Below are 20,912 nucleotides of genomic sequence, written 5' to 3'. Positions count from 1 at the left end.
CTTAAGTTGATGACATTGGGAGCGATCCCGGACGGCGGCAATAGCACAACTTATAGAAATCAACCAAACGTTACGTCGCATTATATATCTATTGTGTCAAAAGCAACAATCTTTACGAAAATAGCCAAATAGAAGAATGAAACTCATGTTAACATAAGTTTCATTCTTCTATTGCATTGGCATAAACGGAACCTTCCAATCCCCTTCCTTATTTCGATTTAACCGAAAACTACCTACTGTTTTACTCTCTTCCGACTGATCACTCGTTACAAATGTAAACGTTATTCGATCCTGAGCTAATTGTTCATTCACTAGTATATAATTAGTTTGATCAGCAAGTTCCCAATGTTTCCTGTACGATGTCAGAGATGACCTCTTTTTCTACCCCGAATTGAAAAGCAAACCTTTCAATAGCAGGCTTATATGTATCCACTAACTTTCCAAATGCTTTGTGATCACTTGTCTTTGATAGTCTTATGATCTACCTCTTCCATATGAACTCCCTCCTCTCCGTGAATCTTTCCTATATATGAAACGATCCTCATCCTCAATTTTGTTTCATTCTTTGTAATTAGTTAAAAAAATTTGTCATAATATGTTTATATTTTCCTGTGCTGGGTATAATTATAAATGTAAGACTTTCTCGTATTCCCCCTGTAAGCAAGGCGTATAAGCGCTTTGCTTTTTTTTGCCTTTAAACAGAAAATAACCTCTTCCCATGCATTTAAATGTAATTTTTATTCCACCTTCGTTATACTATCAATAATGAATTAATTGTGGAGGTTATAAAATGGAACTATTTAATAAAGTGCATGATCGTAAAAATACACGGTCCGTAAAATGGGATATGCTAAAACCTATTTTTCAAACAGATGATGTACTCCCTATGTGGGTTGCAGATATGGATTTCAAGGCACCAAAGGAAGTAAACGATGCATTAGTCAAACGTGCTGAGCATGGTATATTTGGCTACACCGTAATCGATGATGATGTTAAAAATCCAATCGTAAATTGGGTTATGAACCGTCATAAATGGCATATTAAACATGACTGGCTCTCGTTTAGCCCTGGAGTAGTTACAAGCTTACATATGGCTATACAAGCATTTACCGACCCAGAAGATGATGTTTTAATTCAGACTCCTGTTTATACACCTTTTTATAGTGTGATTGCACAACATAATAGAAATGTTGTTAAAAATCCACTTATATTAGAAGATAATTATTATAAAATTGATTTTACAGATTTTGAAGAGAAATTAAAACAAGGGGTTAAAGCATTTATTTTATGCTCCCCACATAATCCAGTAGGTCGAGTTTGGAAGGAAGAAGAATTAAGGGAAATGGCCAGACTATGTTTAGAATATAATGTATTAATCTTATCAGATGAAATTCACTGTGACCTTATTTTTCCGGGACAACGTCATATTCCAATCGCTTCACTTTCAGAAGAGATTGCAGATCAAACGATTACTTGTATGTCTCCTTCTAAAACATTTAATCTAGCTGGGTTGCAAGCTTCTTATATTATCACCACCAATAAAGGGAAAAGAGATCTACTTAACAAACAACTTGGTAAACAAGGGCACCATATTCTAAATACAATGGGTAATACTGCTATGGAAGCAGCCTATTTACATGGCGAGACATGGCTTGAAGAACTAAAAGTGTTATTAGATGATCATCAGAAATATGTGACTAAGATGTTTGATAATCATACAGAAATCCTAAAGGTAGTACACTCAGAAGGGACATATTTACTATGGATTGACTGTAGTAAGTTGCAAATGGATAGTAAAGAACTAAAGCAATTTATGATTGAGAAAGCAAAAGTTGGGCTGAATACAGGAACTGAATACGGTGAAGAAGGAAAACAATTTATGCGGATAAATATCGCCTGTCCTCGCGAAACATTGGAAGAAGGTGTAAAGCGAATCATTGATGCTGTGAATAACAGGTAAATAAGTTATCCACATCCAACTTAAAGCGATATCCATTATGGATATCGCTTTTTCTATTCCTCTTGATCCTCATTAAATTGTGTCGGATCTGAAGGAGAGCTTGTTGATTCCCTTTCTTCCGTTGAAACCTCACCACATGCTATTCTAGCTCCTGAATTACCACTAGGCTGACTCACGCCATCATCTTGCTCTTCATGGATGACAAGTGATGTTCCTTCTCCCTCCAAAATTGAGTTTTTCCCATCAAGCATCGTAGCCCCAGCTAACATTATTTCAGCTTCAACTAAACCTCCGCCATCAGCTTCGATATTTGGAAGATCTCCTAGATGAGCACCATCTGGATGCATTAATCCATGCTCTTTTCCTTCTGGATTAAAATGATTACCAGCGCTTTTAAAGTCAGGTCCTTCACAAGCCGGTAACTCATGTAAATGGATACCATGAAATCCTGGTGCTAACCCTTCCAATTTCAACTCAACTTGTACTCCTTCAGGTCTTTCCGTAAACGCTGCTGTACCTATCATATCACCTGATGTATTATACATATCAATAGTTTTAGCAGTCTCCTCATCTGATTGACACGAAACTAAAAATATTAAAAGAATAAGAATAAACAATCGCATATATGATACTCCTTTGTAAATGCTTTTTATAAGTATCTACAATTTCAAGTTTGTATAAACCTTAGAAAACTTGGCTTATCGTTAAAGGGATTCTTAGTAAGCGTACTTTACTTTCTTAGAATCCCTTATGCTCTGGAGTACATGCCTTAGTTGCACTTATGTAGATAAGAAAGTTTTATACTTTCTTATCTACTAAAAAAAAGAGCCCTTTGATGATAGGACTCTTCTCCTTATATTTATCGATCATCCGATTCCTTTTCTAATTCTTGCTTGAATTTTTCATCTATGACTCTTTCTTCTTTTTTAGATATCTTATAAAAGAAGTACATCACAGCAATTGCGCCAATCATAAATATAACTAATGTAATTATTGCGGGAATATATTCCGACTTATCTTCTGGAAAATAAAGAAATTCCATCATAGTTGTTCACGTCCTTCTGCATAACATTATAGCAAAATTTACTTTTCTAAAAAACATTCCTAGTAATTATTCGCTAAATTATACTATTTTTGTCACAATAGAATAGAAGTGGAAGTGATTCTAAACGATATTGTTAGTTGTAACAATTCCGTCTTATGAATATATAAAAGAAATGGAGGGGCATTAATATGGCTGAAGTTAATATAGGAGAAACAGTTCGTGCTCATTACAACTCTGGTACCTACATAGGAGAAGTTATCGAAGATCGAGGAGAGCGCCTGCTAATAAAAGTCCTGGCAGTTCACAAACACCCCATACAAGGTGATCTTCATAATCCTGGTGAAGTATCTGGTGTGTTTTTCCATGAACGAAAAGCACTCGCACAGTTTGAAAAGATGAATGTAAAGAAGCCTGCAGTTCACCCATTCGATGGTGACATACCAACATACAGTGAATCATTAAAAACAGCTGTAGAAAAACTAAAGGAAAAACTGATGACTAAAGAATCAGTATATAACCAAAAAGCTTTACAAGCATTAAATGAATTAGAAGAAAAATACTATCAAAAATAGGATAAGAACTAAGCAAATATAAAAAGCTAGAGATTAACTTCTCTAGCTTCATAACTTTATTCACCCAAGTGTTCTTTAATAACTTTTTCAACACCTTTTAGTGCTTCCTCTTCGTCACCACCTGTTGCAGAAACTGTAATTTCGGCACCTTTTGGTATTCCTAGTGACATAACACCCATAATTGATTTAAGATTAACCTTTTTATCGTTATAGGATACTTCTACTTCTGATTCAAATTGTCCTGCTTTATTTACTAACAACGTAGCTGGACGTGCGTGTACTCCAGTATCTGCAGTAATTGTAAATGTCTGTTCTTTCATACTACTTCATCCTTCCAACAATAATTTACATTATGTACGTAATACATGTACACTATTATAGTTACCTGGTTACCCATTTAAAAAACATGTAAAAACTGTACCATATATATTATATACAATTATAACTTGTTTTGAAACAAAAAACCAATGAACAACCTTTATATATTTGTTTTTGGTTTACCATTATGATAACGTTATTTTGGAAGAATATAGTTAATTAGGAGGTAAATAAATGAGTGTACATATTGAAGCTAAAAAAGGTGAAATTGCAGATAAAATTCTATTACCTGGAGACCCTTTACGAGCCAAATATATTGCTGAAACATTTTTAGAAGACGTTATACAATATAACAAAGTACGTGGAATGAATGGCTATACGGGAACTTACAAAGGTGAACGTGTATCTGTACAAGGAACCGGTATGGGCGTTCCATCCATTTCTATTTATGTAAATGAGTTAATTCAAAGCTATGACGTTCAAAAATTAATTCGAGTAGGCACATGTGGTGCAATTCAAAAGGATGTTAACGTTCGTGACGTTATACTCGCTCAAGGGTCAACTACAGACTCACAAATGAATCGTATGATTTTTAATGGAATAGACTATGCTCCTTTAGCTGATTTTGGTCTACTTAAGAATGCATACGATGTTGGTATAAAAAAAGGTATGAACCTTCGTGTTGGTAACGTATTTACAAGTGATACGTTTTATCGTGATAATGCACAGGAAATAAATGAATTACTGGCAAAATATAAAGTATTAGCAGTCGAAATGGAAACAACTGCATTATACACTTTAGCTGCAAAATATGATCGACAAGCTCTATCTGTATTAACAGTATCAGACCACATTTTAACAGGTGAAGAAACCTCTGCAGAAGAGAGACAGACAACCTTTAATGACATGATGGTAGTAGCATTAGATGCAGCATTGACATCCTCCCCCACCTAAGCACTGACGTGTTTTGAGGAAGGAGTCTTCTCGCCTAAGTTCGATAAAATAGATTCAATCCTTTGGAGTCTTTCCACTGGAAAGACTGTTTTTTTACGTTATATTGTAAACCCCCAAAAAAATAAGTTGACAATCGACGTACACAACATATATTATCGAATACGAAGGGAGAGAGAAAAATGAAAGGATTACGTCCAATTGATTTAACGTTTAGTGCTGTATTTGTTTGTTTGATGGCTATTGGTGCGAATATAACAGTTTGGTTTCCAATGCTCGCAGTTCCTATAGGTGGTGCTTCCGTTCCATTGTCACTACAAACCTTTTTCGCTACAATAGCTGGATTAATGCTTGGAAAAAAACTAGGTAGTATTTCTATGATTACATATATTTTAGTTGGTATTGCTGGAGTTCCAGTGTTTGCAAAAATGTCTGCTGGACCAATGGCACTTGTTACACCTACTGGTGGATTTATTATTTCCTTTGTATTTGTTGCGTTTTTCGTAGGGTGGATTGCCGAATATAGTAAAAAACCTTCTATTCCATTGTATACGATAGCCTCGCTTACTGGTCTACTTTTTAATTATGGAATTGGTGTAACATATATGTATATAGCCATGAATACATGGCTATATCTTGATATATCCTATGTAATTGCTTGGTCAGGAATGATTCCATTCCTAATAAAAGATGCTGCACTAGCTGGGTTAGCAGCTGTATTTATGGTAAATATGTCAAAAAGGGTCCCTGCCAGGTGGTTGCTGGTGAAAGCATAAAGCAAAATAGGAAAGTAGATGAGGCAGGTTGTCAAATGGCAATCTGCTAATTTTATTACATGATATTTAAACCTTTGTATGATAAAATAACATTATGAAATTTTACTTCTTTACTAGTTAATAGGCACCGACAGAAAGGATGTTTCCCATTCATGGACCTATTTCAAAATTTCCCTTTATGGGCGGCTTTAGCTGCAATAATTTTCGCCCAAGTTATTAAGATCCCCATTCGTTTAGCCGTCACCCGCGAATTTAAACCAAATCTAGCATTTAGTACTGGTGGAATGCCAAGTAGTCATTCTGCAGCTGTAACGGCATTATCAACTGGAGTTGGTATTATGGAAGGGGTAACCTCAACACACTTTGCTATTGCTTGTGTATTTAGTATTATTATTATGTTTGATGCCTCAGGTGTTCGTAGGCAAGCAGGAGAGCAGGCTGTCGTACTGAATCAACTGATTAAAGACTTCCAGTATTTTGTAGACGGTGCTAAGGATTGGAATAGAAAACAAGAGTATGAAAAACGGGAAGAATTAAAGGAACTATTAGGTCACCAACCAATTGAAGTGTTTTTCGGTGGGGTCTCGGGTATCTGTGTTGCATTTTTACTTTATGGACTATATTAAACCGTAAACATAGAAGAGGTTTCAATCATTAAGATTGAAACCTCTTCTATATGATTAGCTTTTCGTAATTTGTTCTCTAAACACTTGTAATGCTTCGTTTTCATTCAGATGGATTAATTGTTCTTCTGTTAGTTTTCCACTGCCCAATTCTATGATATATACATCTAATTCTTTTTTACCCCACTGGGAATAAACATCATCCACTGTTTCATAATAAAGGTCAATTTTATTACCGTTAATTGCTCCACCTTTATCAGCTACAACGCCATATCCATAATCTGGGATATACATTACTGTTCCTATTGGATAGATGCTTAAATCAGCTGCAATAGTAGAATATAAGTCTCTTTTAACTTTAACACCCGAATACGTTATACCATATTGTGGATGATCAGGTGTTTTACCTGTTGATTCTACACCTGCGGTATACCCAGTAGCCACTACCGTCTCACTTGGAAATTGTTCCATATTCACTTGTTCTTCCAGGGTTTTAGGACCTTCAATCTGTTCACTGGAAATATATCTCTTTTGTTGTTTTAGTGTGTTCAGTGATTTTTCCTCTAAACCTACCTGTCTATAACTCCATGTACCGCTAGATTCTTCAGCTAAATAGTAAGACTCTTGTTCGACCCATGCTTGTACATCTGTTAGTGTCACATTTGAAATAGACGTTAAGGTTGCATAAAATGCCCCAAGAAATAATAGTAGCATTCCTGTCCTTTGAATAAATTTTTGTTTTTTCAATAATAACACCTCTCTGGATGTCATCATTTCCAAACTTGTTACTTTTTATTCATTTTTTTATACTAAAACATTTGATAACCACTCTTACGTAGAAACTTAATGACAAAACCAGACACGATCGTTCCGGCAAAACCAACTAAAAATACGATATAGTCAAACAATTTTATACTTACTAATCTTGAATACGCATTTGAAAAAGCTTCTCCCGGATTAGTGAAATATTCAATTGTTGAGATATTATCTATCATGATGATCATAATAAAAATATATAAAAACGACATCAGCCATGTCCGTCTTAGTAACATATTTAGAATAAAAGCCAACCCAAAAAATATGATAAAAAACAATATTACTACTACAAAAGCTTGTATCAATGTAGTATCCCCTTTCGCTCACATGATTCATACATACAAACTACATTTTATATCAGTAAAAAAGCAAAGGCAACAGGATTGCCTTTGCTTTACTTACAATTACTTACTGATCTTAATAAAAAATATTAAATTTACCTTTTTTAAGTAATAAACCAATACCACCTAATTTAAGTAAATAACGATTGTCTATTATTTTCTTCATAACGGTCGCTTTCCAACCGAATATTTTTCGATCGTTCAATATAACACCGATTGCATCGTTATGACCTAATGAAGCTACTGTTCCTAGAATTTGTGGTTCAAACGCTTCTAGTTCATTGCTTCCTTGTGCTTGTGCTTTTACATTATGCGCAACCACATCTGCTGCCTGAATTGCAATTTGAGCTGTCGGTGGGAACGGTCTTCCACTTTCAGGGTTCATTAGCAATGCGCAATCACCAACAACAAATACATCATCGTATTCTGGTGAACGCATATCTTTACGTACTTCAATTTTTCCACGATTATGTTCAAACCCAGATTCTTCAACAATTGAGTTGGCTCGAACCCCGGCTGCCCATACTGTTGTATAACTAGGAATCTCTACTTGTTTATCATCTTTTTCGTAGACAATACCATCTGCAGTACATTCTTTTAACATAGCCCCCGTAATAAATTCAACACCACGTGATTCTAATGAGTTCAATGCATACTCCACTAACTGTGGATCAAAGCCTGGTAACACACTTGGTGCACCTTCGACATTAATAATACGAACGAGTGACTTATCAATATCGTACTCTTCACATAGTTCAGGAATTCGATTTGCTAGTTCACCTATGAATTCAATCCCAGTAAAACCACCGCCACCAACTACAATGTTAAGGCGGGCTTGATCATTCTCTTTTTCATTATTGTACTTGGCAAAATTGTACTCAATGTGTTCTCTAATTAAACGTGCACTATTAATGTTACCAATTGTAAAAGCATGCTCTTTTAAACCAGGAATACCAAAAGTTGCTGATTCAAAGCCTAATCCAATAACTAAAATATCATATGATAGCTCACTATTTTCTAATTTCACCTTTTTCTCTTCAGGCTTAATAGAAATAACCGTATCTTGGACAAAGTTTACCTTACTTGTGTTAACGACGTCTTTAATAGCGATCCGTGTACGATCATGATGCAGTGTTCCTGCAGCATTTTCGTGTAACCAAGTTGTTTGATAATGATAATCATGTTTGTTAACAAGGGTAATATTTGCCTCATTCACACCTAAGGACTTCTGTAATTTTACAGTTGTCATAATTCCGCCATACCCAGCACCCAAAATCACTATGTTTGGATTATTCATCTTCTCATCACTTCCATCTGTTAATTTTCTTATAATTATGTAACGTTTGTGACGTTTTTCACGTAAATAAACATTAAAAAAACTTAGCTTATCGCCAAGTACTAAATGGTACAAGCCTGATTTTCTCATAATAACATTTGTCACATAATCGTAATATATTTTCTACTGATAATCATAGCCTTTTTTATACTAATTTTCAACCCTTATACATACTTTTGTAATATTTTATTTTTTTATGAAGTTAGTTGTCGAATCAATTGTTATGTGCCATGTTACGCAGTATCGATTCATTTATGATAATATAATAATGGTGTATATTTTTGAAATTCATAATGGGGGTAATTTCCATGAAAGATAAAGTTTACGATGTTACAATCATTGGCGCCGGACCAACTGGATTATTCACTGCTTTTTACGGTGGAATGCGTCAGGCAAGTGTAAAGATTATTGAAAGTTTACCACACACTGGAGGACAGTTAACCGCTCTTTATCCAGAGAAATATATATATGATGTTGCAGGTTTCCCAAAGATACGCGCACAGGAGCTAGTTAATAATCTGGAAGAACAAGCAAGTTTATTTGACCCTACAATCGTTTTAGAACAATCTATTGATAAAATAGAACGTTTAGAAGACGATACGTTCAAATTAACATCGGACAAAGAGGTTCACTACACAAAAACAATTATAATTACAGCGGGAAATGGAGCATTTCAGCCCAGAAGGTTAAATGTTGGAGAACATAAAAAATTCGAAGGTGTTAATCTCCATTATCACGTAAAAGATATGAATCAATATAAAGATAAACATGTCATGCTTTTAGGCGGTGGTGACTCGGCGGTTGATTGGGCATTGATGCTGGAGCCTATTGCAAAGAAAGTGACTCTTGTCCATCGACGTGACAATTTTCGGGCACACGAACATAGTGTTGAAAAACTTTTCTCTTCTAACGTAGATATACTTACACCATTTGTACCTACAGACATCATCGGGACTGACCAAATAGAAAAAGTATGCTTAGAGGAAGTCAAAGGAGAGAGAAAAGTAGATTTAGATGTAGATTCCGTTTTATGTAATTACGGATTCGTTTCAACCTTGGGCCCCATTAAGGAGTGGGGACTGGAGATTGAAAAAAATAGTATAGTCGTCAATTCTAAGATGGAAACAAATATTCCTGGAATCTATGCAGCAGGTGACATTTCTACGTTTCCAGGAAAAGTAAAATTAATTGCCACAGGATTTGGTGAAGGACCAACTGCTATAAACAATGCAAAACAATATATTGACCCAAAAGCCAGAATACAACCCAAACATTCTACTAGTATGTTTTAGAACTAAAAAAGAAAGCATGAGCATTATTGAATTTGCTCATGCTTTTTAATTGTCTAGGAAATTATAAAATTAGGAGCCTGTGGATAATTTATTTACTGCTTAAGCCACGTCCAGCTCCAGCGCCCGTGCTGTTAGTGGGCTTCCTGATCCTCCTTACGATAAGTCAACATCGAATCGCTACCGCTCTTCGTGTTTCCTTTACCTCATGCGGATAAGTCCAGCCCATACGTCGCTAAACGGGCGCTTGCGCTTTTGTTCTGTTCGTTTGAAATTTTTGTAAGAGCATCTATTTGTAGGATTTTTATGTTTCGGTGACCTTTTTGTTCTATCCATCCATTTGTTTGAAAACTAGATAACCTTCTGCTGATTGTCTCCTGTGTAGTACCTAGATAGGGAAGCTAAATCTTTTTTACTCATTGGTAGTACAATATCATTGGAATTGTTATCACTAGCTAGACCAATTAAGTAGCTTGCTGTTCGGGTTTCAACGTCTTTCACACTTAATTGACCAGTTAATTTTTCGGATTGATCCAGGCGAATACTAAACTGTTCCAAAATTTTCATATTGATTGTAGGATGGCTCTGCATCAAGTTTTGCATATCTTTACGGTGGATTGCACAAATCTCGGTTTCTTCCATTGCCTCCGCATAACTATCCATTACCTTTTCTGAAAAAAGAGCGTGCTCCCCCATGAATTCTCCAGGGTACAATATACGAAGAAGTTGTTCTTTTCCAGATTCAAATAATTGATATATTTTTACATGACCCTGATGGATAATATATAAATATTCTAAAGGATCTCCTTCATGAAAGATAATCTCGCCTTTTTTATATGTTTTAGTAGTGCTTAATTTGACTATTTCAAGCATTTCTTTGTACTCCAAATGATTGAAAAAAGGAACTTTAGAAACACACACTTCTTTATGCTTGTGACTGCACGAATTACTCATTTTACTTCAAACCTTCCCTATTCTTTTATTATATTTCAATCGGAGCAAGAATGATCAAATAATGAGAACAAAAGCGTAAGCGAACGTTCAGCGATGTATGGGCTCTCGCCGGGTGGGTTGACGTTGGGACAAGAGCCCGCTGTTGTCGGTCTTCATTATGCTTAGCAAATCGATGTTGACTCATCGTAAGGAGGCTACTAACAGCACGGGCGCTGGCCGATGAAAACGCCACGTCCTTGAAAAAAGTACTTTTTCTGCGTACGATGCTTTTCAGGGGAGCGTTTCTTATCCTGTGGCGTCATCGGCACTAATACGTCCTCGAAAAGGAATTTCGCTTCTTCGTGCGATGTCTATCTGTCAATGTATTTCTTATCCTGTACGTCGTAGCTGGATGTGGCCGTTTCTGTAGTTAAATAAACATAACTTTCAATTAATACTTTATTTACTATTTAGAAAACTTGGCTTATCACCAAGCCTTAATGGTGAAAGCCTTAGTTGCACTTATGTAGATAAGAAAGTTTTATACTTTCCTATCTACTAAAAAAGCTAGAACGCCACATTCGACGTTCTAGCTTTTTTATAATTAACAGTTCTCTGGTGTTCCCTGACGTCCTTCTGCTTTAAATGATGATCCACAACCACATGAAACCATTGCATTTGGATTATCTATACTAAATCCTCCACCCATCATATTTTGTTTAAAGTCAATTGTTGTCCCTTCAATTATAGGAATGTCTTGACTAAAAATCACAACTGGAATGCCATTTAATTCGTATTTCTTATCTAATTCTTCATTTATATCATATTCAAATCCTAATGAATAAGATAACCCGCTACAGCCGCCACCTTTAATTCCAAAGCGAAGACGTACACCTTCTGTCTCGTCTTGCATCATTTCGTTAATTTGGTCTGCAGCTTGATCTGTAATCGAAATAGCCATCTTAAAAAACCTCCTCTTTATGATGGAATAACACAAATCATTATAACTAGTATACAAACTATACCTAACTCATTCAACTATTTTTGACTGTCGAAGTGAAATGTTCCAGATGCTATAATCGAAGCACCCCCTGTCATCCAAACTTCTCCTAAGTCATCCCACTTAATAACCAAGTCACCACCCTGTAAATGAACGACTATATCTTCATTACGCGAAACTCTGTCATTTAGAATAGCTGCAACAACAGCTGCGCATGCACCTGTTCCACATGCCTGGGTGATACCTGAGCCTCGTTCCCAAACACGAAAATTTAATTCTTCATTAGATATAACTTCAATAAATTCTACATTTACCCCGCTAGGAAAACGTTGATCCTTTTCAATAATGGGACCTAATTCGTGTAAAGGAGCATTCTCTATTGCCTCAACAAAAAATACTGCATGTGGATTCCCCATCGATACTGCTGTAACGCTCAACTGCTCCCCATTAACCTCAAAGTGTTCTGCAACTACTTGCTCGCTATCTTCTCCTAACATGGGAACATTCGAACGAACTAACTGAGGTGCCCCCATATTAATCGTGACATCATTTACGACATTATCTTCAATGATAACTTCTGCTTCTACCACATTTGCCTTCGTTTCGATCCGGAAATTTTTACGATCAATGATACCAAAATCATAAGCATATTTGGCCACACAACGTAATCCATTACCACAACTCTGCCCTTCTGAACCATCCTTATTAAAAATCCGCATTCCAACATCAGCAACATCACTTGGATGAATCAAAATTATACCATCTGATCCAATTCCTGTATAAACGTTAGAAGCCTCTATTGCTATATCCGCTAACAACCCTTCTTCTATATCAAATTGAAATAAATCAAGGTAAATATAGCTATTACCAAGACCATGCATTTTTGTAAAAGGTATTTTCATAACTGTCCCTCTTTTCATTATCTTTGCAACAAGACACCATGTTTGTCTAATGCTTGATAGATCGTTTTCAATCTTGGTATTCCCTCGGCAACCATTTCATCATTAACAAATATAATTGGGTAGAATAAATCCTCCTCAGCGATTCGTTCACAAAATTGTTGATGTTTCTCGACTTCTGGCGGCTGATTAATATCAATATATTCGTATTCAATGGGATCGTCATCGTATTTCCTTCCAATTGCAGCCTGTAGCCATTCATAGGTATCTTTTGATCCAGGAGCACCTACACAACTGGCACATATTTGTTCTGCTCCATAAATGATTATCTTTACTTTTTTCATCCCCATCACTAAACCTCCATTTTCATAGTTACTTTTATTTTACAAAATCTTTGATTAAAGATAAAATAAAAGTATCGAATGAATTCAAAATGTAATTATAAGATAGATTTTTTTTGAGATTCAGCTTATAATATATAAAGAAAGGAGAGATGGATAATGCAAGAACAAGTGCAAGAAGTTTTAAATAAATTACGTCCATTTTTACTTCGTGACGGTGGAGATGTAGAATTGGTAGATGTTGATGAAGATGGCATTGTACTTCTTCGTCTAATGGGTGCATGTGGCAACTGTCCAAGTTCAACAATCACTTTAAAGGCTGGGATTGAGCGTGCATTGATGGCTGAAGTACCTGGTGTTACAGAAATTGAACAAGTATTTTAAATTATAAACTGCTAGTTAACTATATAATGTGAGGCAGACAAATTAATTTTGTCTGCCTTTTTTTTGTCTAGGAAATTATAAAATTAGGAGCCTGTGGATAATTTATTTACTGCTTAAGCCACGTCCAGCTCCGACGTACAGGACGTACTAGTGCCGATGACGACACAGGATAAGGACAGCTCCCCTGAAAAGTATCGCACGCAGAAAAAGTGCTTTTCTTTTTCAAGGACGTGGCGTTTTCATCGGCCAGCGCTCGTGCTGTTAGTAGCCTCCTTACGATAAGTCAACATCGAATCGCTTAGCGAAGGAAGGCCGACTAAAAACGGACTTTGCACCCAACGCCGGCATACCCCTATGAAGGGGCATGTTTCCTTTAAGGAAGATCGACTAACTTCGCCGCTTTCGGCGGCAACGTCGACCCACTCGCGATGCGCGGGCGCAGCCCATACGTCGCTAAACGGGCGCTTGCGCTTTTGTTCTATACTTGTGTTAATGGCTTTTTTCCCTTATAAACTGCGTCCAGATTTTCTAAACAAAGTTGTATCATTTCACTACGCGTTGCAACACTTGCTGAACCTATGTGTGGTAAACATATCACATTATCTAATGTTGCTAATGGATGATTCGAACGTATTGGTTCTTCCTCAAACACATCCAATCCTGCAGCTTTAATTTCTTGTGCTTGTAAGGCATTATATAATGCCTCCTCATCCATGGTACCTCCACGAGATACATTTATAAAAATACCTGAACTTTTCATTTTTTTAAATGCATTTTCATTGAAAAGATGCTTAGTTTCCTCTGTTAAAGGGACTAGAGATGTGACATAATCTGACTGTTCGAGTAATTCATCAAAATTAACATATGTTGCACCTAACTTTTTTTCTGTTTCTATTTTACGTGAACGATTATAATATAAAATAGACATGCCAAAGCCTTTTGCTCTTTTGGCAACTGCTTCTCCAATTCTTCCCATACCCACTATCCCTATTGTTTTATGGTGTACATCATTTCCTGCAAGTAAAAATGGTGACCAATGCTTCCAGTCGTCCTGTTTAATGTAAAGGTTTGCTTCTACAATTCTTCGTGCGGTAGCCATCAGTAAAGCAAAAGTCAAGTCTGCCGTAGTTTCTGTTAGCACATCTGGCGTATTGGTAACAATGACTCCCTTATTTTTTGCAGATTCCATATCTATATTGTCATATCCAACTGCCATATTTGCAATTACTTTTAATTCGCCTGTGTTCTCTAGAAATTCCTTATCTATGGTCTCAGTAAGCAAACATAATAATCCATCTGCTTGTTTACTTTCTTCCATCAATACCTTTCTTGGTACTGGCTTACTTGTTTCATTCCACATTCGAAAATTAAACGTATTCTCGTATGGTTTAAGTAAATTTTCAGGTATTTTTCGAGTAATATAAATGATTGGTTTCACCATAAATTTCACACCTCGTTAGATTTTATTTCCCTAACCAGTGTAACACAGGTATATGCAACGATTCATTGTCAACCCCTGCATATTGGAAAAATTTATCTAATCGGTCTTCATATACAACTTGATTTTTTATAACATCTGTTAACCGTTCATATGATTGATCATGATTTACACTTAAAAATCCCTTTCCGATTACATCAAATAAATGTATTGGAAATACTAATCTCGCATATAATAAACGCCAGCTGAAAACTGATAATGAGCGAATGGTTTGATACTCCTTTAAAAACAATGATACCTCATCCATTGATCGCTGATCCCCATATAATAATTTCACACGAATATATTCAGCTAGATCACGGGTTGGATGATCATACATTAAATCACCAGTCCAAATGACAGGTTTCAAACAATTACTTTGGTATCGTTGAAATGTTATAGTGCTTTGATCCGTTTCATGATAACGAGTTTCATGTTCGCTTTCTTGTACATACTGAATAGCATTTTCACTAATACCTATCAGATATGGCAGGATATCCATAAGTAACTCACAATAACGATTTGAATTATTCTTGGCCTCTTGACCAATTTGATTCTCAAAAATGGTTATTTTATCTATCCATAATTCCTTCCATTGACCATAGGATGAAATTTCATTTGGCTCATAGCTATAATTTGCACCTGTGTGATGAAAGTTTGCCAACAGTTTGCCGTGAGAAATGTGAGGCCTATCTTGTATGGATTGGACCTGTAGAACTAAATACTTTTTATCTTGATATTTAGTAAACCATTCCCCATGAACGTTAGGTATAGGAATGGCTACTTGTTTATAATTGTTTTCTGCCAAATAATAAGCAAGTGCTGCCTGCTCCATATGTATAATTTCCTTGTTATTAGCAGAAATGGTAAAATAAAGATATTCATCGGTTTTAATACCTTCCATCTCATCGAGTATCATTCTTTCTCCATCTGGGATAGCATAATAAGTAGAAAGTAAATTCATCAAGTCAATCTCCCCCCGTAAACCTAGTTACAATAGTGTATGTTCCAATTAGGCACATTTTAACTAGATATAGTCGAAAATTAGAAAAGATAGGTGATAGTAATGGATTCAAATACAAATCAAACTGAATTGGAAACCAAAGCAAGAGAATGGTTGATCGAACGTGGTGTTACATTAAATGATATTGCTGAGCTTGTATATTACTTACAGTCAAAGTATCATGATGACCTAAAAATGGAGGATTGTCTTCATAATGTAGACCGTGTTTTAACTAAACGTGAGGTTCAAAATGCCGTTTTAACTGGCATTCAACTGGATAAGCTAACAGAACAAAAGAAACTAGATCAGCCACTACAAAAAACACTCGAGGAAGATGAAAGCTTATATGGTATCGATGAAATTGTCGCTTTTTCCATTGTAAATGTATACGGTTCAATTGGATTTACGAATTATGGGTTTATTGATAAACAGAAACCAGGAATATTAAAACGTTTAAATGATAAATCAACAGGAGAATGTCATACATTCCTAGATGATATCGTAGGTGCAATTGCTGCAGCGGCATCCAGCAGACTCGCTCACGCAACCGCTGATGACCAACTACTTGATGACTAAGAACAAAAGCGCACTAGTACGTCTTGTACGTCGGAGCTGAACGCAGCTTACACAGTTAATAAATTATGCAGAGGCTCCTACTTTTAATAATTCCATAAACAAAGAACAAGCTGTCCACTAATTGTTTTAGTGGACAGCTTTAATTTTGGAAATCCATTCATATAGATTGTGAACATGGTAAGTTGGTTTTACTTCTAAAGAATGATAGGACGTATAAGATGTTACCCCTGTATAAACCATCAAAGTATCAATTCCGGCATGAATTCCTGCCAGGATATCGGTATTATAATTATCACCAACCATTAATGCTTCATTTTTGGACAGTCTTAATAGCTTCAATGCTTCGTTCATGATAATAGCTTCTGGTTTTCCGATGAAAATAGGAGCTATTCCAGTACTTACTGTAATGACAGAGGTGATTGCACCATTTCCAGGCAACAGCCCTCGTTCGGATGGTATGGCAACATCACTATTTGTTGAAATAAAAGTTGCGCCATTGCGGATAGCCAAACAAGCTATAGTTAATTTTTCATAAGATATATTTCGGTCTAACCCAACTACAACGAAGTCACAATTCTCTTCTGTAACAATTAAACCTTCTTGCTGAATCGCTTGAATCAAGCCTTCTTCACCAATAACATAACACCTTGCTGAAGGATTTATACGCTTCATATACTTAGCAGTAGCCATGCTTGACGTTAAAACATGTTTAGGTGTTGCCATGATATTCATACTGTTTAATTTATCTGATACCGCTGCTGGTGTTTTTGAAGAATTGTTTGTTACAAATAAATAAGGTATATCGGATTGATTTAATACCTCCACAAAATCTCCTGCTGCATCGATTACTTTATTTCCTCGATACATTGTACCGTCTAAATCAATTAAATAACCAGAGTATTTTTTTACTTCTCTTGTGGTTTCTTTATAGTCCATTTACAAAAATTGTCTCCTTTTGTTATACACGAATGTGAGATAATCTCGCTGTTTGGAAAAACATCTTCAAAAATAATGTGTTCATTTTTACAAAGTTGGTGGTACATAGAGGCAATATTGGCTATTGGACAGTTGTAATGCTTTATTTCATAGCCCTCAGATACCTTTTCAAGCTCCACCATATACCCTTTCTCATCCTGAATTCCAGCGAGTTCCTTGACTCGTTGATCAAATTCATCACCCTGAATTTCGGACTGGAAATAGGATTTCTCACGCTCCATTCGTCTTTTCAATAAATTTTTGACTGCCTCTTCTCCTTGTAAATCTTTAAGATCCTGTAAAATTTCAAGTGGTAGTTGTTCATATTGGTTTGGAAAAGTACCATGGCCTTTTTTAGTAAGTGCATACGTAAAATAAGGGCGACCTACTTTTTGTTTAATCGTGTTTGTTTTCACAAATCCCTGTTGTTCAAGTTCATGTAAATGTCGTCTTACAGCGATTTCTGAGATTTGAAAATGATTCATAATTTCATGAATAGTATCCTCATGATCCTTTTTTAATATATCTAAAAGTTTCTGTTTTGTAGACTTGCGTTTATTCTTTAGAGAATGCATTAGCAACACCTAGCTCATTATCCAAATATGTTCTTACATGTGTACTGAAACTTTCCAAAATAGGTTTGTTTGCTATCATAACTGTTATTAAATTTGAGTGATCAACGGATAAGTAATCTTTGACAAGCAACTTTCTTAATCTAATTACTTCTTTATACTTATTTTCATCTGAATTAGGCAAAACCAATTCATCAACGAGAATATCTATAATATCTTCATAGCTTCCAGGGTCCCTCATAATAAATCCATCAATCATCATATTTCCAATATCAAGCATCGATTCAATTGTCATATGTGTAATTCTTTCAAGTCCTAATTTACCCAAAGAAGTTTCAAATGAATGTTGATTTAATTCCTGAATTAATCCATCCATATACTCTAGCGTCTTTTCAATCTTACTTCGGTCTATAAAATACATAACCAAACCCTCCGTTTCTTGCTATTACTAATATACCACATATACAATGAACGAAAATAGAAAACATGGTATAGTTAGGAAAATGTCACTTTCAATTAAGGAGGAATTATAATTGAGTTCAGAACAGGACTATATTCTAGATAAAACGGTCAAAAAGGAAGTTCGATATATTAGCTTTATGGGCAACCTACACAGACATGATTTTGCATTAATGGAACACCGAGAGGATCCAAGTAAAAAGGTCGTAATCGACTTGCAACGTAATCGCTTCGCCATTCTTGGACGTGATGATATAGCAAAAGAGGGTGGAATAGAGCACATTTTCCACGTGACTGAAATGGAAGCTGAGGAACTTAGAGAGTTTTTTAAACAGATATTATAACTTCCCAACAATTAAAAGAATAATTTCAATGAGTAAAAATACGATTACCTCCTTTCTTGACATGGACGCTACAACCATAGTCGAAATGATTAAACATACAGAAATTACTTCTCACAAAGTTGTCAGTTTGTATATCGAGTCATTTAAAAATTAATCCAATTATTAATTTACTATTGAGTCCCATTTTACTAAGGCATTAAATGAAGCAAGTTCTGGGCATTCGCTTTCCGCGGGTACGGCTTCAGCCCTCCGAAGCGGAAAACCACCGCTGCGGGTGGCTTCAGCACGTGGTGGCTCACCTGCCGCCTTAAGGTGCGCGTAGTGTATTTCCAGAGTGATATGTAACGTCGCATTTTATAGCAACTATGAAGATGAAAAAGCAACAGTGCGTCCGGAAACAGCCTAGATTAAACAAAAATTGGCATAATACTTTCTTTCTACATAGCAAACTCTATGAAGAAGAAAGGATGAATGATCCATGGCACAAAAAAGAGAAAAAAATTACTCTGATTTTTCAAATGTCAAAAACGTTCGTAATTATCTTGTTCCTGAAGAGTTCCCAGATGGACCACTTGGATCACCCATTAATGAAGATGAATTAGCTTCAAGTAAATCCACTCCATGGGAGGAAGGACAGCGCCGTCAAAGTGCTTTTAACTATCCATACAAGGAAATGCATGAAGACCTGCCGAGACAGACTCCTGGTTCGCATCCCATTCATGATGAGCCAGACGATGTCCATCCATTACAGGAAGAACAGGAAAAGCAGTAGTTCTACAGAACTACTGCTTTTTTATAGCTTAGGAAATTACACTAGCGTTGCATAAAATTTTTCAACAGAAGTCAAACAAATTATTTTATGCCAAAATTATGAATAATGGTAATTTTCACTTTAAAAGTCCATAAAAAAACCTTATAATTAGGGGTATGGTAGTCCTGTCCAAATCCCTAACTATAAGGAGAACACATGGACAATAATACCATAAAAACTGTATTCAAGGAATACATTCATCCATTAGATTCGAAAGTGATACAAAAAATGATTGATCATGCCGGTATCGATAAATATGTTAAAAAACTTGATGTACTTACGTTTACAAATCTTTTTATTTACGCCCAGCTGCAAGGATTACCTAGTCTGGGAAGGATAAGTGAAAAAGTAAAACGCAAGAAAACCGTTCAAAGACTGGCCCAAATTGAAAGTATCAGTAAGTCGCAACTTTCTCGAAAGCTTGGTGATATACCATCGGAGATATTCCAAGTTATTATGCAGCACTTGATTCAAAAACTACATCAAGTGCTTGGCCCACAAAAGGTTAATAAAGCTCTTGGGAAGATTAATCTTATTGATTCATCAACGATTTCCATGTGTCTTAGCCAATATGAATGGGCAGATTTTCGTGATACAAAATCAGGAGTAAAGATGCATACATCCATCCGTTTTTGTGATGGCATATCGTACCCAAATGACGTGATTGTTACTCCTGCAAGACCTGCGGATGAAACGCAGTTGGATTCGTTAATCGTATCCGATAAAAACATACTTCACGTATTCGATCGAGGCTACTTCAACTTTAAAAAGTTTGATTCCTATTGTGCGGAAGGAATTAGATTTGTAACCCGAATTAAAACGAATACAGTTGTAAATGTAATAGATGAATTACCTGTTGACCCTTCTTCTCCAATCACTCGAGAAGCTAACGTGAAAATTGGCCAAATGGAACACCCTCTACGCTTAATCGAAACACTTGATAGCGAAGGAAATAAGATTTCCATTGTGTGCAATGATGCAAAACGAAGTGCACAAGAAATTGGTGATCTCTATCGAACGCGGTGGCAAATTGAATTATTTTTCAAATGGGTAAAGCAACATTTAGTTTTAAAAAAGCTTTATGGACATAGCGAAAACGCTGTATATAACC

The 20,912-nt window shown here is 35.8% G+C and carries 28 protein-coding genes; 11 read left to right on the top strand and 17 right to left on the bottom strand.

The window, feature by feature from the left end:
* Positions 1-168: 168 nt before the first annotated feature.
* Positions 169-312, bottom strand: coding sequence for a hypothetical protein (locus ACFQ3N_RS13950; protein ID WP_390363144.1), 144 nt, complete (start codon positions 310-312; stop codon positions 169-171).
* A gap of 478 nt (positions 313-790) precedes the next feature.
* Here ACFQ3N_RS13950 and ACFQ3N_RS13945 point away from each other — a divergent pair, with 478 nt between their 5' ends.
* A complete protein-coding gene (locus ACFQ3N_RS13945) occupies positions 791-1,960 on the top strand; it encodes a MalY/PatB family protein (protein WP_390363143.1) in 1,170 nt (389 codons plus the stop codon).
* 53 nt (positions 1,961-2,013) lie between these two features.
* On the opposite strand, the gene ACFQ3N_RS13940 is transcribed toward ACFQ3N_RS13945, so the two are convergent.
* Together ACFQ3N_RS13940 and ACFQ3N_RS13935 are read right to left on the bottom strand one after the other, a co-directional pair.
* Entirely contained in the window at positions 2,014-2,583 is a 570-nt protein-coding gene (locus ACFQ3N_RS13940; RefSeq protein ID WP_390363142.1) for a superoxide dismutase family protein, read from the bottom strand.
* 236 nt (positions 2,584-2,819) lie between these two features.
* Entirely contained in the window at positions 2,820-3,005 is a 186-nt protein-coding gene (locus tag ACFQ3N_RS13935) for a hypothetical protein (protein WP_390363141.1), read from the bottom strand.
* A gap of 188 nt (positions 3,006-3,193) precedes the next feature.
* Between ACFQ3N_RS13935 and ACFQ3N_RS13930 the strand changes: the two genes are divergently transcribed.
* Positions 3,194-3,577: a kinase-associated lipoprotein B gene (locus ACFQ3N_RS13930; RefSeq protein WP_390363140.1), complete on the top strand. Its 384-nt coding sequence runs from the start codon at positions 3,194-3,196 to the stop codon at positions 3,575-3,577.
* 56 nt (positions 3,578-3,633) lie between these two features.
* Here the strand turns inward: ACFQ3N_RS13930 and ACFQ3N_RS13925 are convergent, their stop codons facing one another.
* Entirely contained in the window at positions 3,634-3,897 is a 264-nt protein-coding gene (locus ACFQ3N_RS13925; RefSeq protein WP_390363139.1) for a phosphocarrier protein HPr, read from the bottom strand.
* 232 nt (positions 3,898-4,129) lie between these two features.
* On the opposite strand from ACFQ3N_RS13925, the gene deoD reads away from it, so the two are divergent.
* From deoD to ACFQ3N_RS13910, 3 genes are all read left to right on the top strand, one after another.
* Positions 4,130-4,849 (top strand): purine-nucleoside phosphorylase, encoded by a 720-nt coding sequence (deoD, locus tag ACFQ3N_RS13920; RefSeq protein ID WP_390363138.1) that lies wholly within the window; start codon positions 4,130-4,132, stop codon positions 4,847-4,849.
* Positions 4,850-5,028: 179 nt separating this feature from the next.
* Entirely contained in the window at positions 5,029-5,622 is a 594-nt protein-coding gene (locus tag ACFQ3N_RS13915; protein ID WP_390363137.1) for a biotin transporter BioY, read from the top strand.
* Positions 5,623-5,774: 152 nt separating this feature from the next.
* Positions 5,775-6,248, top strand: coding sequence for a divergent PAP2 family protein (locus ACFQ3N_RS13910; protein ID WP_390363136.1), 474 nt, complete (start codon positions 5,775-5,777; stop codon positions 6,246-6,248).
* Between the two features lie 54 nt (positions 6,249-6,302).
* On the opposite strand, the gene ACFQ3N_RS13905 is transcribed toward ACFQ3N_RS13910, so the two are convergent.
* The 3 genes from ACFQ3N_RS13905 to ACFQ3N_RS13895 all read right to left on the bottom strand — a co-directional run bounded on the left by ACFQ3N_RS13905 (position 6,303) and on the right by ACFQ3N_RS13895 (position 8,699).
* Positions 6,303-6,992 carry a 3D domain-containing protein gene (locus ACFQ3N_RS13905; RefSeq protein ID WP_390363135.1) on the bottom strand — a complete coding sequence of 230 codons (690 nt, stop codon included), beginning with the start codon at positions 6,990-6,992 and terminating at the stop codon, positions 6,303-6,305.
* A 62-nt stretch (positions 6,993-7,054) separates the two neighbouring features.
* Entirely contained in the window at positions 7,055-7,366 is a 312-nt protein-coding gene (locus ACFQ3N_RS13900) for a YuiB family protein (RefSeq protein WP_390363134.1), read from the bottom strand.
* Positions 7,367-7,478: 112 nt separating this feature from the next.
* Complete coding sequence (locus tag ACFQ3N_RS13895) at positions 7,479-8,699, bottom strand: NAD(P)/FAD-dependent oxidoreductase (protein ID WP_390363147.1); 1,221 nt, start codon at positions 8,697-8,699, stop codon at positions 7,479-7,481.
* A 347-nt stretch (positions 8,700-9,046) separates the two neighbouring features.
* On the opposite strand from ACFQ3N_RS13895, the gene ACFQ3N_RS13890 reads away from it, so the two are divergent.
* Positions 9,047-10,030 carry an NAD(P)/FAD-dependent oxidoreductase gene (locus ACFQ3N_RS13890; RefSeq protein ID WP_390363133.1) on the top strand — a complete coding sequence of 328 codons (984 nt, stop codon included), beginning with the start codon at positions 9,047-9,049 and terminating at the stop codon, positions 10,028-10,030.
* A 203-nt stretch (positions 10,031-10,233) separates the two neighbouring features.
* On the opposite strand, the gene ACFQ3N_RS13885 is transcribed toward ACFQ3N_RS13890, so the two are convergent.
* From ACFQ3N_RS13885 to ACFQ3N_RS13865, 5 genes are all read right to left on the bottom strand, one after another.
* Positions 10,234-10,398, bottom strand: a complete 165-nt coding sequence (locus ACFQ3N_RS13885) for a hypothetical protein (RefSeq protein ID WP_390363146.1) — start codon at positions 10,396-10,398, stop codon at positions 10,234-10,236.
* A complete protein-coding gene (locus ACFQ3N_RS13880) occupies positions 10,379-10,900 on the bottom strand; it encodes a Crp/Fnr family transcriptional regulator (RefSeq protein WP_390363132.1) in 522 nt (173 codons plus the stop codon). The genes ACFQ3N_RS13885 and ACFQ3N_RS13880 overlap by 20 nt, the downstream gene beginning before the upstream one ends.
* Before the next feature lie 664 nt (positions 10,901-11,564).
* Positions 11,565-11,921, bottom strand: coding sequence for a HesB/IscA family protein (locus ACFQ3N_RS13875; RefSeq protein ID WP_390363131.1), 357 nt, complete (start codon positions 11,919-11,921; stop codon positions 11,565-11,567).
* Positions 11,922-11,998: 77 nt separating this feature from the next.
* Positions 11,999-12,862 carry a diaminopimelate epimerase gene (gene dapF, locus ACFQ3N_RS13870; RefSeq protein WP_390363130.1) on the bottom strand — a complete coding sequence of 288 codons (864 nt, stop codon included), beginning with the start codon at positions 12,860-12,862 and terminating at the stop codon, positions 11,999-12,001.
* A gap of 17 nt (positions 12,863-12,879) precedes the next feature.
* Positions 12,880-13,209 carry a YuzD family protein gene (locus ACFQ3N_RS13865; protein WP_390363129.1) on the bottom strand — a complete coding sequence of 110 codons (330 nt, stop codon included), beginning with the start codon at positions 13,207-13,209 and terminating at the stop codon, positions 12,880-12,882.
* 150 nt (positions 13,210-13,359) lie between these two features.
* Here ACFQ3N_RS13865 and ACFQ3N_RS13860 point away from each other — a divergent pair, with 150 nt between their 5' ends.
* Positions 13,360-13,584 (top strand): NifU family protein, encoded by a 225-nt coding sequence (locus tag ACFQ3N_RS13860; protein ID WP_390273917.1) that lies wholly within the window; start codon positions 13,360-13,362, stop codon positions 13,582-13,584.
* Between the two features lie 478 nt (positions 13,585-14,062).
* On the opposite strand, the gene ACFQ3N_RS13855 is transcribed toward ACFQ3N_RS13860, so the two are convergent.
* Entirely contained in the window at positions 14,063-15,025 is a 963-nt protein-coding gene (locus tag ACFQ3N_RS13855; RefSeq protein WP_390363128.1) for a 2-hydroxyacid dehydrogenase, read from the bottom strand.
* A gap of 22 nt (positions 15,026-15,047) precedes the next feature.
* Positions 15,048-16,025, bottom strand: a complete 978-nt coding sequence (locus ACFQ3N_RS13850) for a hypothetical protein (RefSeq protein WP_390363145.1) — start codon at positions 16,023-16,025, stop codon at positions 15,048-15,050.
* A gap of 102 nt (positions 16,026-16,127) precedes the next feature.
* Here ACFQ3N_RS13850 and ACFQ3N_RS13845 point away from each other — a divergent pair, with 102 nt between their 5' ends.
* On the top strand, positions 16,128-16,640 hold the full coding sequence (locus ACFQ3N_RS13845) for a phosphatidylglycerophosphatase A family protein (protein WP_390363127.1): 513 nt from the start codon (positions 16,128-16,130) through the stop codon (positions 16,638-16,640).
* Between the two features lie 126 nt (positions 16,641-16,766).
* Here ACFQ3N_RS13845 and ACFQ3N_RS13840 read toward each other — a convergent pair whose 3' ends face one another.
* From ACFQ3N_RS13840 to ACFQ3N_RS13830, 3 genes are read right to left on the bottom strand one after another with little or no spacing between them, the layout of a single operon-like run.
* Positions 16,767-17,576: a TIGR01457 family HAD-type hydrolase gene (locus ACFQ3N_RS13840; RefSeq protein ID WP_390363126.1), complete on the bottom strand. Its 810-nt coding sequence runs from the start codon at positions 17,574-17,576 to the stop codon at positions 16,767-16,769.
* Complete coding sequence (locus ACFQ3N_RS13835; protein WP_390363125.1) at positions 17,546-18,190, bottom strand: helix-turn-helix transcriptional regulator; 645 nt, start codon at positions 18,188-18,190, stop codon at positions 17,546-17,548. Before ACFQ3N_RS13835 ends, ACFQ3N_RS13840 begins: the two co-directional genes overlap by 31 nt.
* A complete protein-coding gene (locus tag ACFQ3N_RS13830) occupies positions 18,171-18,608 on the bottom strand; it encodes a DUF86 domain-containing protein (RefSeq protein WP_390363124.1) in 438 nt (145 codons plus the stop codon). Before ACFQ3N_RS13830 ends, ACFQ3N_RS13835 begins: the two co-directional genes overlap by 20 nt.
* A gap of 112 nt (positions 18,609-18,720) precedes the next feature.
* Between ACFQ3N_RS13830 and ACFQ3N_RS13825 the strand changes: the two genes are divergently transcribed.
* The 3 genes from ACFQ3N_RS13825 to ACFQ3N_RS13815 all read left to right on the top strand — a co-directional run.
* On the top strand, positions 18,721-18,990 hold the full coding sequence (locus tag ACFQ3N_RS13825; protein ID WP_390363123.1) for an SAV0927 family protein: 270 nt from the start codon (positions 18,721-18,723) through the stop codon (positions 18,988-18,990).
* 478 nt (positions 18,991-19,468) lie between these two features.
* A complete protein-coding gene (locus ACFQ3N_RS13820; protein ID WP_390363122.1) occupies positions 19,469-19,762 on the top strand; it encodes a hypothetical protein in 294 nt (97 codons plus the stop codon).
* 195 nt (positions 19,763-19,957) lie between these two features.
* Positions 19,958-20,912: IS4 family transposase (locus tag ACFQ3N_RS13815; protein ID WP_390363121.1), on the top strand; the 955-nt coding region annotated here is incomplete at its 3' end.

Source organism: Virgibacillus byunsanensis (genome assembly GCF_042675965.1).
In the GTDB taxonomy this organism is placed as follows: domain Bacteria; phylum Bacillota; class Bacilli; order Bacillales; family Amphibacillaceae; genus Virgibacillus_R; species Virgibacillus_R byunsanensis.
Note: the sequence above shows the minus strand (reverse complement) of the source record. Positions and strands in the feature narration are given on the sequence as shown.